This is a genomic window from Hylemonella sp. W303a (assembly GCF_046452315.1).
Classification (GTDB): Bacteria; Pseudomonadota; Gammaproteobacteria; order Burkholderiales; family Burkholderiaceae_C; genus Hylemonella.
Window position 1 is genome coordinate 476066 of the sequence record NZ_JBKFDG010000002.1, and the last position, 13911, is coordinate 489976.

Sequence of the window (13911 nt, forward strand, 5' to 3'; positions counted from 1 at the left end):
CTCTGGCGTGTGGTGTTCGGTGCTGGTTGATGGCCCAATGCCTCACAGTGTTGGCTCTGGTAACCGCCATACCCTCCGCCTGGGCACAGTTTGGCGAGGGGGGTGGAGACGGCCCACCAGGGGTGGACGTGGGCCAGATCGGCGCAGCAGTGCTCAGCACCCCGCGCTACATGGGCGCGGATCAAAACCGCTTGCGGGCCCTGCCCTATTTCAGTTACCGCTGGGCCAACGGTTGGTTCATCGATGGCCTCAACGGCATCGGTTATGCCGGATCACCCGCGCCCGGACTGCGTCTCGGGGCGCATGTCGGCGTCTCCCCCGATCGCGAGGAGAGCGATGATCCGGCACTGGACGGCATGGGCAACGTCAACCGCGAAGCAGAGCTGGGGGTTTTTGCTCAGCAGCGCCTGGGAATCTGGCTGGGCGGCAACCTGAGCGTGCGCTCCCACTTGCGCTACGGCTCGGGCGAGGATCGCCAAGGCGGGCACGCTGAGCTGGGCTTGGGCTGGGGCACGCGGCTTGGGCAGCGCAGCTTGATGAACCTGGGCCTCGCGGCGAATTGGGCCAATCAGGCCTATATGCGAACCTATTTCGGTGTCACGCGGGCGCAGTCCGCTACCAGCGGCTACGACGCGTATGAGACGCATGGCGGCTTGCGCGACGTGCGTCTGTCCTTGACCTTCATCCAGTTGTTTTCCCCCACGGTGACCGGCTTGCTGATGGTCGGCCAGACCGATTGGCAGGGGGAGGCGGCGGACAGCCCCCTGGTTCGCGACACGAGCAACACCATGGCCATCGCAGCACTCACATACCGCTTCTAGGGCGAACTTTGTTCCCCACGCGCAACGGGGCACCGGAAAAATAAAAAGCCACCGCAGCAATGCGGTGGCTTTTTGACTTTCGGCGCTAGAAGCGCCTACTCGGAGCCGAAGATTACTTCTTGGCGGGCTCAGCGGCAGCCGGGGCAGCAGCGGGAGCAGCAGCAGCCGGAGCGGCGGCAGCGTCAGCGGGAGCGGCGGCCGGAGCAGCAGCGGGAGCTTCAGCAGCAGCCGGAGCGGCGGCGGGAGCAGCGGCTTCCTCTTTCTTGCCGCAAGCAGCCAGGGCAACGGCGGAAATCACGGCGATCAGAGCAAGAGACTTTTTCATGATGGTTGAATTAAGAAAGTGAATAAAAGAGCGGCAACAAAAAAACTTTCACCCGGTGCGGCACACATGAAATGGCAGGCCGCCTAGACGCGCCCCATCCATGCACCACACTGGTAATCCGGCCCGCTCACACGACCCGGATTGGGGCGCAATTTTATTCGCGGTTCTGGATTTTTTGTGCCGTCATGCAAAATAAATTCGTAGTAACCCTTGAAACAATTCACAGGGCAGCTTGGCAGCCATGGCCTCACGATGACAGCAGTTTCCCCAAAAACCGCGCACGATGCGTGCGATTGCACGATCGCGCATCAGTTCCGAGAGCGGCGCGACGTCTAGATCGCGTATCCCTCAGGCGGCGGCGCCGTGCAACCAGCCAGCGTCGCGCCAATCCGCGAGGAGTTCGCGGGCCGCGCGGCTGAGTGCGCGCACCTCTTTGGCGTCCAAGCGTCGCTCATCGGCCAAGCGCCGCAGCAGCACCCTGTCTTGACCGCCGTCGTCATCGGAAGCAAGGTAGCTCTCCCCGTTGACGTAGACGTGCGCCTCGTCGTAGAGCATGCGCGTGCGCCTGTCCAACACGATCCCCGACGCGGACATGGGCACGAGCGCGCCATTGGCATGCTGCGACGACGGTTCAAACCACACCTGGGGCTTGGGTTCGCTCAAGACCTCGCCCAGCACGCGCGCCACGACCTGGGGATCGCGCAGGGCTTGTTCCACGGCTTGACGCGCATACCGCAGCAGCGGGCTGGGCAGGCTGGCAGGTGCGTCCACGGCGGGCTGCTTCGGATCGCGGTACAGCAGATCGGCGAACGCGGGGTCCATGCTCTCGGCAGCATCTTCCGCCAGGCGTTGCAGCAGCTCTTGCGCGAGCCCACCCGCCTTCGGAGAACGAAACCCGATGGAGTAGGTCATGCACTCCCCTTCCACGGCGACGCCATCGTGCGCGTACTGAGGGGGCAGATACAGCATGTCGCCGGGTTCGAGCACGAACTCCTGCTCTGGACGGAAATTGGAAAGGATCTTCAGAGGCACGCCAGCCTTCAGTTTCAAATCCTGCTGGCTGCCGATCTTCCAATGCCGCTTGCCATGGGCCTGCAACAGGAACACGTCGTAGCTGTCGAAATGCGGCCCCACGCCCCCCCCCTCCACGGCGTAGCTGATCATCAAATCGTCCAGCCGCGCATCGGGCACGAAGCGGAACTGCTGCATCAATTGGTGCGCCGTATCGTCGTGCAAGTCCACGCCCTGCACCAGCAGCGTCCAAAAATCACCCTTGGCGGGCTTGAGCGTGGGCAGGTCGCGCCGCGAGAAGGGGCCGCGGCGCAGGCCCCAGTTGTCCTGACGCCCACGCTTTTGCAAGGTCACCAGACGCGATTCCACATCCTCGCGTCCTGCGAGGGCAAACAGCTGCGCGCGCGTGAGCAGGGCCTGCATGCCCGGCACCGCCCGGCGCACAAGCAAAGGCTTTTTCTGCCAGTAGCGGCGCATGAAAACAGCGGGGCTGATGCCGCCCAGCAAAGTCAGCGGCAGGTTCACATCCATGAGAAGGCTTTCGTGTGCGCGGGTGAAAAAAGCTTGGGCGACAATTGTCCCCCATGAACACAGACCATCCGAACGACAAGCGCCTGGAAGCCATCACGCCGCAATGCGTGGTCGCGCTGACCTGGACCCTGACCGACACCTTGGGCGAGGAACTCGACGTGCTCGACGACCCCGTCGAATTCCTGATCGGGGGCGAAGACCTGTTTGAAAAAATCGAGCTGGCCTTGCAAGGCCACGGCGTCGGCGCCAGCGTCGCGGTGCATTTGGAGCCCGAGGAAGCCTTCGGCGATTTCAACGACCAATTGCTCTTCCTGGAAAAGCGAGAACTCTTCCCCGCCGAGTTGGAAGAAGGCATGACGCTTGAAGGCCACGCCCTGCCGCCGGGCTGCAACCCGGACGCTCCGCGTGACGCGCTCTACACCGTGACCGAGATCTACCCCGACCACGTGGTGCTCGATGGCAACCATCCGCTGGCGGGCATCGCACTGCGCCTCGCATTGAAGGTTGAAGGCGTGCGCGAAGCCACCGAGGAAGAGATTGGGCGCGGCACGGCGGGCACGGGCTTTTTCCGCATCGCCCCCCTGCACGAACAGGGCGACGGCGGCAACTCGCTGCATTGAGCATGGACCGTGCTGGCGAGACAATTGACATGAGCCAAGACACCCCCGAGACCTTGAGTCGACGCCAACTGCTGATCGGTGCTGGCGCCGTCAGTGCCCTCAGCGCCTGGAGCGCCCTGCCGCGTTCCGCGTGGGCCGCCCTGCCGACCCAGCTGGAATACGGGCCAGCGCAGGCGTTTTCCTTTGACGAGCTGATGGCACGCGCACGGACCCTGTCTGCTCAAGCCTACGCACCGCCGCCGCCCTTGCCGCGCAACGTGCTCGAACGCATTGATTACGACGCCCACGGCAAGCTGCGCTACAAGAGTGAATTCGCGCTTTTCGCGCAGGGACCTGGCGCTTTCCCCGTCACCTTCTTCCACCTCGGCCGCTACTTTCAAACCCCCGTTCGCATGCACCTGCTGGACCCTGCAGGACGCCAGGCACGCGAAATCCTTTACAACCCGGCCTACTTCGACATGCCGGCCGACAGCCCGGCCCGTGAATTACCGACCGGCGCGGGCTTCGCGGGCTTCCGCTTTCAGGAAAGTCGACTCGGGGGCTCCGGGGCCCAGAAACAACTGCCCTGGCAAAAAAATGACTGGGTGGCTTTTCTAGGTGCGTCCTACTTCCGCGCCATCGGCGACCTCTACCAGTACGGCCTGTCCGCGCGTGGCGTGGCCCTGGATGTGGCACAAGCCGGCAAGCCGGAGGAATTCCCAGCCTTCACCCATTTCTGGTTCTTACCGCCCTCAGGCAAGCCAGGGGACAACACCGTCACGGTGTATGCCCTGCTGGACGGACCCAGCATCAGCGGCGCCTACCGCTTCGACCTGAGGCGCGACCCGGGCAAGAACGGCGCGGTGCTGATGGACATCGACTGCGCGCTCTTCCTGCGCCGCGACGTGGCGAGACTCGGCATCGCCCCGCTGACCTCCATGTACTGGTTCTCCGAGACGGAGAAGTCGACCGCCGTGGATTGGCGACCCGAGGTGCACGACTCGGATGGCCTGGCCCTGTGGACGGGCAACGGCGAGCGCATCTGGCGGCCGCTGAACAACCCGAAGCGCACCATGGCCTCGGCCTTCGCGGACCGCACGCCGCGAGGCTACGGCCTGCTGCAACGCGACCGCGATTTCGACCACTACCTGGACGGCGTGGCCTATGACCGCCGACCCAGTCTGTGGGTCGAACCCTTGGGCGATTGGGGCGCGGGCAGCGTGCAGCTGATCGAGATCCCGACCGACGATGAAATTCACGACAACATCGTCGCCATGTGGGTGCCCCAAGCCGAAGGCAAGGCGGGCAGTAGCTACCAATTGAAGTACCGCCTGCACTGGCGCGCCGACGAACCGGGTACACAGCGCAAAGCACTTGCGCAGTGCGTTGCCACGCGCCTGGGCCATGGTGGTGAACCGGGCAAGCCGCGCCCTCGGGGCGTGCGCAAGTTCGTGGTGGAGTTTCTGGGCGGATCGCTGAGCCAGTTGCCCTGGGGCGTGCGGCCCGAGGCCGTGCTGAGCGCCTCGCGTGGCACCTTCGGCAACGTCTTCTGCGAGGCCGTGCCCAATGGCGTGCCGGGGCACTGGCGCGCCGTGTTCGACCTCACGGTGAGCGGGCAAGAGCCGGTGGACATGCGGCTCTACCTGCGTCAAGCGGGCCAGACGCTGTCAGAGACCTGGCTTTACCAGTACCACCCCGTGTGAGCCCCCTCCGCACCGTGACAGCGGGGCCAAGCCCCCATCAAAGGGGATAGTCGTAGCGGACAAAACCTCCGTGGTGGGCGAGGCGGTCGTACAGGGCACGGGCGGTGGCATTGTGGGCCTGGGTAAGCCAGTAAAAGCGTGCCGCGCCCCGCTCCCGGGCTTGGGCCGCCACGGCCTCGATCAGCGCGCGGCCGACGCCCTGGCCGCGCGCCGAGGGGTCGGTGTAAAGATCCTGCAAATAGCAGACACGCGTCGCCCAGGTGTTCGCGTGGAAAAGGTAATGCGCCAGCCCCCGCAACTCGCCGTCCTGGTACGCGCCCAAGCCGTGGATGCCGTCCTCGTTCAAGAGGCGGGTCCAGGCAAGGGCGTACTCCTCATCGGTGGTGGGCGTGTTGTAAAACGCCTTGTAGCCTCGCGCGAGGTGCTCCCAGGCTGGCCGGTCTTCTCGCTGCAAGGGAGCGATGCGCAAGGCTCAGCGCTTGCCCGTTGATCCGTAGCCGCCCGTGCCGCGTTCGGTTTCAGCCGCAAACTCGTCCACGAGATGGAAGTGCGCCTGCACCACGGGGACGATGACCAGTTGGGCGATGCGTTCCATGGGCTCGATGGTGAAGGCCGTGGCGCTGCGGTTCCAGGCGCTGACCATCAACTGCCCTTGGTAGTCGCTGTCGATCAAGCCCACGAGGTTGCCCAACACGATGCCGTGCTTATGGCCCAGGCCCGAACGCGGCAAGATGAGCGCGGCGTACCCAGGGTCGGCCAGGTGGATCGCCATGCCGGTCGGCACCAGCTGCCATGCATTCGGCGCCAGGGTCAAGGGTGCGTCCAGGCAGGCGCGCAGGTCCAGGCCGGCGCTGCCAGGCGTGGCATAGGCAGGCATTTGTTCGCGCAGGCGCGCGTCGATGATCTTGACGTCGATGTGCATGGAGAGAAACGGAAGAATTAACTACTTCTTAAGACGCTGGGCAATTTCAGCAACGAGTTGGCGCGCGAGCGTGTGCTTGTCGGCACGAGGCAGCTCGCGCGCGCCGGATTCGTCGACCAGCAACAGGGTGTTGTCGTCCTGACCGAAAGTGGCCGGTCCGATATTGCCCACCAGCAGGGGCACTTCCTTGCGGGCACGCTTGGCTTGCGCGTGGGCCAGCAGATCGTCACTCTCAGCGGCAAAACCGACGCAGTACAGCGCCCCACTCCGGGCCCGCGGGGCCTGCGCCACACTGGCCAGAATGTCGTCGTTCTCAACGAACTCCAGCGCGGGAGGTTTCCCGCTCCCGTCTTTCTTGATCTTCTGCGGGGAGGCCTTGGCAGGGCGCCAGTCCGCGACCGCTGCCGTTGCTACAAAAACAGAAGCATGGGAAACCTCGGACTGTACGGCCTGATGCATCTCCTGCGCTGAGCGCACGTCCACGCGACGCACCCCGCGCGGCGTGGGCAGGTGAACCGGTCCCGCAACCAACGTCACATCCGCACCTGCTTCCCGCGCGGCTCTGGCAATGGCAAATCCCATCTTGCCACTGGAGCGGTTGGTGATGCCACGCACGGGGTCGATGGCCTCGTAGGTCGGCCCTGCCGTGACCAGCACGCGCCGACCGCTCAGCAGCTTGGGCTGGAAGAAAGCGATCAGGTCTTCAAGGATGTCCGCGGGTTCCAGCATGCGGCCGTCCCCGGTCTCTCCGCAGGCCTGCAGGCCATTGCCCACGCCCAGCAACGTGGCGCCGTCTTGGGCCACCTGAGCCAGGTTACGCTGGGTGGCGGGATGGGCCCACATCTCGCGGTTCATGGCCGGAGCCAACAACAAGGGCACCTTGTCGATGGGACGCGCCAGGCACATCAGGCCCAGCAATTCGCTGGCGCGGCCTTGCGCCAGTTGGGCGATGAAATCGGCGCTGGCCGGCGCGACGAGGATGGCATCGGCGTGCGTGTCGCCCTGCCGGGTCGCGTTGATGTGCGGCATGTTGTTCGGCTCGCGCGCGTCCCACTGCGACAGGTACACCGGCCGGTTGGACAAGGCCTGCATCGTCACGAGTGTGATGAACTGCGCGGCGGCCTCCGTCATGATGACCTGCACGGTCGCGCCCGCCTTGATCAGCAGCCGACACAACTCCGCGGACTTGTAGCAGGCCACGCCCCCGGAGAGGCCCAGGACGATGTGTTTTCCAGCAAGCTCGTTCATGGCCAGGGAATGTAGCAGTTCCCGTCTACGGTCTATGTGCTTCGCCCCGTATGGCTTGGCTGGCGAAGGGCGCGACGGCGCTGGGGCCCGCGCGCGATTTCGGGGATGGCGCTTGGGGCAGGCAGGAGGCCACAGCGTGACGACAAGTGTCGTCACGCATCGTGCATCTGATTAGCGACAACGTGTTTGAGCGTAGCGCTGAGAGCGCGAAGCGAGTTGTTATCGATGTGGCCTCCTGCCTGCCCCAAGCGCGAAGTCGGCGCAGCCGACCATCACCACATGAGCGCGTGGGCCCCAGCGCCGTCGCGCCCTTCGCCAGCCAAGCCTGCGCGATACCCCGACAAGCCGAGCCTGTAAAAAGCGTCAATCCACCACGCCTATAATCTCGCTTTACCTGCTCATCGAACCTTGCACGGTTCGACTCGACATGACCAAATTCGTCTTCGTCACCGGCGGCGTGGTGTCTTCCCTGGGCAAGGGCATCGCCTCCGCGTCTCTCGCCGCGATCCTTGAATCGCGCGGCCTCAAAGTCACCCTCATCAAGCTCGATCCTTACCTCAACGTGGACCCGGGCACCATGTCGCCCTTCCAGCATGGCGAGGTGTTCGTCACCGACGATGGCGCCGAAACCGACCTGGACCTCGGCCACTACGAGCGCTTCATCGAAACGCGGATGAAGCGCAGCAACAACTTCACCACCGGCCAGATCTACAAGAGCGTTCTTGAGAAAGAGCGCCGCGGCGACTACCTCGGCAAGACCGTGCAGGTCATCCCGCACGTCACCAACGAGATTCAGGAGTACGTCAAGCGTGGCGCGGGCATGGGCACACCCGACGCGGTGGACGTTGCCATCGTCGAAGTGGGCGGTACCGTGGGCGACATCGAGTCCCTGCCCTTCCTGGAAGCCGTGCGCCAGCTCAGCCTGCGCCTGGGACCGAACAACGCGGCCTTTGTACACCTGACCTACGTGCCCTGGATTGCCGCCGCGGGTGAATTGAAGACCAAGCCCACCCAGCACACCGTGCAGAAACTGCGCGAAATCGGCATCCAGCCCGACGCACTGCTGTGTCGCGCTGACCGCGCCATCCCCGACGATGAGCGCGAAAAGATCAGCCTCTTCACCAATGTGCCGCACTGGGGCGTGATCTCCATGCCCGACGTGGACACCATCTATAAGGTGCCGCGCGTCTTGCATGAACAAGGTCTGGACGGACTGATCTGCGACAAGTTGCGCATCAACACGCCGCCCGCCAACCTGAAGCGCTGGGATGCACTGGTGCGCGAGGTTGAGCATCCGCAGGGCGTGGTCACCATCGCCATGGTCGGCAAATATGTGGACCTGTCCGACAGCTACAAGTCCGTCAACGAGGCCTTGCGCCACGCCGGCATGAAGAACCATGTGCGGGTGCAGATCGAGCACGTCGATTCGGAAACCATCACCGACGACACGGTAGGCCAGTTGGCGAAGTACGATGCCATTCTTGTACCCGGCGGTTTCGGCAAGCGCGGCATCGAAGGCAAGATTTGCACGGCGCGTTACGCCCGCGAACACAAGGTCCCCTACCTGGGTATCTGCCTCGGCATGCAGGTCGCCACCATCGAATTCGCGCGCCATGTGGCGGGCCTCAAGGACGCCAACAGCACGGAATTCGAGCCCGGTTGTCCGCACCCTGTCATCGCCCTGATCACCGAGTGGAAGGACGCGGACGGCACCATCAAGAAGCGCGATGCCAACTCCGACCTCGGAGGCACCATGCGCCTGGGCGCGCAGAGCTCGGACGTGGTCAAGGGCACGCTGGCGCACAGCATCTATGGTGACGTGGTCACCGAGCGCCACCGCCATCGTTACGAGGCCAACGTCAACTACCTCGACACCCTGCGCGACAAGGGACTGGTGATTTCGGCGCTGACCCAGCGTGAGCACCTGACTGAGATCGTCGAGTTGCCGCAGACCACGCACCCCTGGTTCGTGGGCGTGCAGTTCCACCCTGAATTCAAGTCGACACCCTGGAATGGGCACCCGCTGTTCAACTCCTTCGTCAAGGCCGCTCTGTCGCGCCAAGCCAGCGGCCAGAACGGCGCCACGAACCCGGCGCTGAAGGCCGTGGCCTGACGCCGGAACCGTCTTGCGGTTCAAGCACAGCCCCATTCCGTCATTCCACTGTTTTTCAACTTCGAGCAAAGAGAAGACAACATGAGCGCCATCGTTGACATCGTCGGTCGTGAAATCCTGGACAGCCGTGGCAACCCCACGGTGGAATGCGACGTGCTGCTGGAAAGCGGCACCATGGGCCGCGCGGCCGTGCCCTCGGGAGCCTCCACCGGTTCGCGCGAAGCCATCGAACTGCGCGATGGCGACAAGAACCGTTACTTGGGCAAGGGCGTGCTCAAGGCCGTTGAGCACATCAACACAGAAATCAGCGAGTCGGTGCTGGGCCTGGACGCCGCCGAGCAGTCCTTCCTCGATAAAACGCTGATTGACCTCGACGGCACCGACAACAAGAGCCGCTTGGGCGCCAACGCCATGTTGGCCGTCAGCATGGCCGTGGCCCGCGCGGCAGCCGAGGAGGCTGGCCTGCCGCTCTACCGCTACTTTGGCGGCATGAGCGCGGTGCAGATGCCCGTGCCCATGATGAACGTGATCAACGGCGGCGCGCATGCCAACAACAGCCTGGACCTCCAGGAATTCATGATCCTGCCCGTGGGCGCGACCAGCTTCCGTGAATCGCTGCGCTGGGGCGCCGAGGTGTTCCACGCCCTCAAGAAGATCATCGATGCCAAGGGCATGCCGACGTCGGTGGGTGACGAAGGCGGTTTCGCGCCGAACGTGGCCAACCATGAAGCGGCCATTCAGCTCATTCTGGAAGCGATTTCCAAGGCGGGCTACGAAGCCGGCTCGCAGATCGCTCTGGGCCTGGACTGCGCGTCCAGCGAGTTCTACAAGGAAGGCAAGTACGTGCTGGAAGGCGAAGGCGGGCTCAAGCTCTCCGCCCCCGAATGGACGGACATGCTGGCGACCTGGTGCGACAAGTACCCCATCATCAGCATCGAGGATGGCATGGCTGAGGGCGATTGGGACGGCTGGAAGACGCTGACCGAACGCCTGGGCAAGAAGGTGCAACTCGTGGGCGATGACCTCTTCGTGACCAACACCAAGATCCTGAAGGAAGGCATCGACAAGTCCATCGCCAACTCCATCCTGATCAAGATCAACCAGATTGGCACGCTGTCTGAGACGTTCGCCGCCATCGAGATGGCCAAGCGCGCGGGCTATACCGCCGTCATCAGTCACCGCAGCGGTGAAACGGAGGACAGCACGATCGCCGACATCGCGGTCGGCACCAACGCGGGCCAGATCAAGACCGGCTCGCTGAGCCGCAGCGACCGCATGGCCAAATACAACCAACTGCTGCGCATCGAGGAAGACCTGGGCGAAGTGGCGGTGTACCCTGGCCGCGCGGCCTTCTACAACCTGAAGTAAGCCGGCTTGCTTCAGAGCCGGCATGCGGACACGCTGAGACCCAGACCCCACGGCGAGGCACGATCCCCCATGGCACGACCGCCTCGCCCCTCCCGTCTGCTACCACTGCTGTTGGTGGCCCTGCTGCTCATCGTGCACGCGCAGCTTTGGTTCGGTCGGGGCAGCGTGCCCCAGGTGGCCGCCTTGGCCCAAAAGTTGGAAGCACAAACCCAGCGCAACACGGAGGCACGGCAGCAGAACGAACGTTTGGCCGCCGAAGTTCAGGACCTTCAAGAGGGACTGGACATGGTCGAGGAAAAAGCTCGTCGGGAGTTGGGCATGGTCAAACCCAACGAAATCTACGTACAAATCGAGCAGTAGCTCGCAACGTGCCAACGCGCGCATGAGGGTCGCATTGCTGGGTGCCACCGGTACTGGCAAAAGCCACTTGGCCCAAGCTCTGGCGCGGCATTTCCCTTCACATGCCTTCCTGGACGCGCCGGACCTCGCCGACGCCTCGACTTGGGATTGTGTCCTTTTGATGGGACTCGATTGGCCGGACCCGTGCAGGGAACCGAATTCGGCAAGTCAGGCCCGTCGCCGCGCCGAGGACACCCACCTGCGCGCATGGCTGAATGCGACGGGCCGACCGTATGGCGTGGTGTATGGGCAAGGGCAGCAGCGCCTGCGCGCCGCAATGCAGCGGCTCTTTCCGCGGGAGATCCCTGAACAGAGCAAGGGCCGCTGGAGCGGCCCTTGCGAAACTTGCGCTGACCCGGACTGCGAATTCCGCTTGTTCAGCGGGCTCTTGAATGGAGCTTCCGGCCCTATTGCACGGTCGAGCTCGAGGGTGGTTGATCTTCCGCCTGCGTGAACAACTGGACGGCGTCGATTTCGTCAAAACGGTAACTGGCGCCGCAAAAATCACAATCCACCTGCACCGCGCCCTGCTCGGCAAGGATGTCCCTTACCTCTTCCTGTCCCAGCCCTCGGATCATGCCGGCCACGCGATCTCGGCTGCATGTGCAGGAGAAACGTGGGCCCTGCTCGCCCCATTGAGGTTCAAAGCGTTGCAGGCGTTCCTCCCAGAACAGGCGCCGCAGAATGGTGTCCACATCCAGCGTCAGCAGCTCGTCTCGCTTCAGGCTGGCAGCCAAGGTGGCAATGCGGTTGTAGTGCTCCTGCATTTCTGCAGCCTGCTCCACACCCTTCTCGCCCTCCAGGTTGCCCGCGCCCTGGACGGGCAAGCGCTGAATCAATAGACCGGCCGCCATCTGGTCGTCGGCCGCCAGCACCAGCGTGGTCTCAAGTTGCTCGCTCTGAAGCATGTAGTGCTGCAAGGCTTCGGACAAGTTGCGCATGCCCTGACCCTCCGCATTCGTCAGCGGGACCACGCCCTGATAGGGCTGCTGGCCCGGCTGGCGGCCCTTGGGGTCCAGGGTGACAGCGCAACGCCCCTGCCCGTGCGCATTCAGCATGTCAGAAAGCTGCGCTTCGGCCGCCACGGCGCCCTGTACCGTGGCTGTGGCACGCAAGCGCAGATCAGACTGCACCTCGACCACCGCCAGTTTCACCGGGCCGTCACCAAAGACTTGCAAAATCAGCGCGCCATCGAATTTGATGCTGGACTGCATCAGCACCGCCGCAGCGGCCATTTCACCTAAGAGGTTCTGAACCGGCAGGGGATAGGCACCGGAAGCACCTTCGCCCGCGGCGGAACGGCTCTGCGCTCGGCGACGCAGAATCTCGCCCCAGGCATCGCTGCCCAGGCGCACCAAGGACCCGCGCACGGGCAAGCCCTCAAACAAGAATTTGTGGAGTTCAGACACGCTGGAATTCGGGATAAAGGTCAATCTACGGAGCGATCAGCTCAGATGCGGTTCAAGCGATTTTCTTCAAGCCCTGGCGATACAAGGCAGCGTTGTCAACGTAATGCTGGGCGATGCGCTTCAGCCCCTCAATTTGCTCCGGGCTGAGTTGTTTCACGGCCTTGGCCGGGCTGCCCAAAATCATGCTGCCATCGGGGAACTGCTTGCCCTCGGTGACCAGCGCCCCCGCGCCGACCAGGCAGTTCTTACCTATGCGGGCATGGTTGAGGACGATGGCACCGATACCAATCAACGAACCATCACCCACCGTGCAGCCATGCAGCATCACTTTGTGGCCCACGGTCACGTCCTCGCCGATGTGCAGCGGCACGCCCGCGTCGGCATGGAGCACCGACCCATCCTGCACATTGCTGCCCTTGCCAATGTGCAGGTGCTCGGTGTCTCCCCGCACAACAGTGCCAAACCAAATGCTGGCGTTGGCCTCGATCGTCACCTTCCCGATCACCTGCGCGCTGTCGGCCACCCATGCATTGGTGCCCAGCGTCGGGGCATGCCCGTCGAGTTCATAAATCGCCATACCCGCCTTTCTACGACACCCCGCGCCACGAATTGCATTCTTTGGGGCACGCGCGGGTGATCGGGGTGCCTGATACCACGTGCCATAGCCAGGATTGTATGAAGCCCGCAGCCCCCTCACCGTGCAGCCATGAGAGTGTCGGTGCCGAGTTGCCCCCAAGGTCGGCGCAAAAGCGCAACAAAATCGGGATTTTCAGACTCAGAGCAGCGGTAAAGGAGGCCCAAAGCCTTGCTTTTGTGCGCTCCCCTCGTTTTTCGTGGTGTATCCTAAGCCTTGCTGCGACGCAATGTGTGCACATTGCACGCAAGTGCCCAAGCTTCAGCGCTTCCCCTGCCTTGCAAACTCGGGCGCCATTGCCAGAAATTCCGAACGCTTTCATCCTCCACCTTCCACCCCAACCTCCATGGCACAGCTCGCCTCCCTGCTCAAAGCCGAAATCGTCCGTCTGGCGCGCAAGGAAGTCCGCGTCGAATTGCAGGCTCTTCAGAAAGCCTCATCCCGTTACCGCACGGAGCTTGCCGCGCTCAAACGGCAGCTCAAAGACCAGCAACGGCAGTTGGCCAAGCAGGCCAAAGGCGGAGGTCGCTCCAAAGCCGTCAGCAGTGATGCCGCGGGAGAGGATGAAGGCAACCCAAGACTGCGTTTCCGCGCCTCAGGTTTTGCGACCCTGCGCAAGAAACTGGACCTGTCCGCCGCGGACATGGGCAAGTTGGTTGGCGTGACGCAACAAACCATTTATCACTGGGAAAAAGGTCAAGCCCGTCCCCGTGCGAGCCAACTGCAAAACATCGCCGCGATCCGCAAATTGGGCAAGCGTGGTGCTGCGGCCAAGTTGGCTGAGATGTGAAACGCCTGCTGAAACGTTTCTCCCAGAAAGCCTGAGCT

Annotated in this window: 14 protein-coding genes; 7 read left to right on the plus strand and 7 right to left on the minus strand. The window is 63.6% G+C overall.

The annotated features are described in order from the left end of the window. Positions 1–47 precede the first annotated feature (47 nt). Entirely contained in the window at positions 48–821 is a 774-nt protein-coding gene (locus tag ACLBKS_RS05840; protein WP_410191843.1) for a MipA/OmpV family protein, read from the plus strand. Between the two features lie 112 nt (positions 822–933). On the opposite strand, the gene ACLBKS_RS05845 is transcribed toward ACLBKS_RS05840, so the two are convergent. Continuing rightward, positions 934–1146 carry a hypothetical protein gene (locus ACLBKS_RS05845; protein WP_131281081.1) on the minus strand — a complete coding sequence of 71 codons (213 nt, stop codon included), beginning with the start codon at positions 1144–1146 and terminating at the stop codon, positions 934–936. Positions 1147–1494: 348 nt separating this feature from the next. Then, a complete protein-coding gene (locus tag ACLBKS_RS05850; protein ID WP_410191844.1) occupies positions 1495–2688 on the minus strand; it encodes a JmjC domain-containing protein in 1194 nt (397 codons plus the stop codon). A 53-nt stretch (positions 2689–2741) separates the two neighbouring features. Between ACLBKS_RS05850 and ACLBKS_RS05855 the strand changes: the two genes are divergently transcribed. Together ACLBKS_RS05855 and ACLBKS_RS05860 are read left to right on the plus strand one after the other, a co-directional pair. Then, positions 2742–3308: a peptidylprolyl isomerase gene (locus ACLBKS_RS05855; RefSeq protein WP_410191845.1), complete on the plus strand. Its 567-nt coding sequence runs from the start codon at positions 2742–2744 to the stop codon at positions 3306–3308. Positions 3309–3337: 29 nt separating this feature from the next. Further along, the gene (locus ACLBKS_RS05860; RefSeq protein ID WP_410191846.1) at positions 3338–4990 is read left to right on the plus strand and encodes a glucan biosynthesis protein; all 1653 of its coding nucleotides are present in this window, start codon (positions 3338–3340) and stop codon (positions 4988–4990) included. A gap of 37 nt (positions 4991–5027) precedes the next feature. Here ACLBKS_RS05860 and ACLBKS_RS05865 read toward each other — a convergent pair whose 3' ends face one another. The 3 genes from ACLBKS_RS05865 to coaBC are packed head-to-tail and all read right to left on the minus strand — an operon-like array spanning position 5028 to position 7160. After that, positions 5028–5459 carry an N-acetyltransferase family protein gene (locus ACLBKS_RS05865; RefSeq protein WP_410191847.1) on the minus strand — a complete coding sequence of 144 codons (432 nt, stop codon included), beginning with the start codon at positions 5457–5459 and terminating at the stop codon, positions 5028–5030. Between the two features lie 3 nt (positions 5460–5462). Further along, on the minus strand, positions 5463–5912 hold the full coding sequence (gene dut, locus ACLBKS_RS05870) for a dUTP diphosphatase (protein ID WP_410191848.1): 450 nt from the start codon (positions 5910–5912) through the stop codon (positions 5463–5465). Positions 5913–5933: 21 nt separating this feature from the next. Next, on the minus strand, positions 5934–7160 hold the full coding sequence (gene coaBC, locus ACLBKS_RS05875) for a bifunctional phosphopantothenoylcysteine decarboxylase/phosphopantothenate--cysteine ligase CoaBC (protein ID WP_410191849.1): 1227 nt from the start codon (positions 7158–7160) through the stop codon (positions 5934–5936). A gap of 427 nt (positions 7161–7587) precedes the next feature. Between coaBC and ACLBKS_RS05880 the strand changes: the two genes are divergently transcribed. From ACLBKS_RS05880 to ACLBKS_RS05890, 3 genes are all read left to right on the plus strand, one after another. Continuing rightward, positions 7588–9273, plus strand: a complete 1686-nt coding sequence (locus ACLBKS_RS05880; protein ID WP_410191850.1) for a CTP synthase — start codon at positions 7588–7590, stop codon at positions 9271–9273. A gap of 81 nt (positions 9274–9354) precedes the next feature. Next, positions 9355–10641, plus strand: coding sequence for a phosphopyruvate hydratase (gene eno, locus ACLBKS_RS05885; protein ID WP_410191851.1), 1287 nt, complete (start codon positions 9355–9357; stop codon positions 10639–10641). A gap of 69 nt (positions 10642–10710) precedes the next feature. After that, positions 10711–11001 carry a septum formation initiator family protein gene (locus tag ACLBKS_RS05890; protein WP_410191852.1) on the plus strand — a complete coding sequence of 97 codons (291 nt, stop codon included), beginning with the start codon at positions 10711–10713 and terminating at the stop codon, positions 10999–11001. Positions 11002–11447: 446 nt separating this feature from the next. On the opposite strand, the gene ACLBKS_RS05895 is transcribed toward ACLBKS_RS05890, so the two are convergent. Further along, positions 11448–12449: an Hsp33 family molecular chaperone HslO gene (locus tag ACLBKS_RS05895; RefSeq protein WP_410191853.1), complete on the minus strand. Its 1002-nt coding sequence runs from the start codon at positions 12447–12449 to the stop codon at positions 11448–11450. Between the two features lie 52 nt (positions 12450–12501). Beyond that, on the minus strand, positions 12502–13026 hold the full coding sequence (locus tag ACLBKS_RS05900) for a gamma carbonic anhydrase family protein (protein ID WP_410191854.1): 525 nt from the start codon (positions 13024–13026) through the stop codon (positions 12502–12504). Between the two features lie 403 nt (positions 13027–13429). Between ACLBKS_RS05900 and ACLBKS_RS05905 the strand changes: the two genes are divergently transcribed. Further along, a complete protein-coding gene (locus tag ACLBKS_RS05905) occupies positions 13430–13873 on the plus strand; it encodes a helix-turn-helix transcriptional regulator (RefSeq protein ID WP_410191855.1) in 444 nt (147 codons plus the stop codon). The last annotated feature ends 38 nt before the right edge of the window (positions 13874–13911 follow it).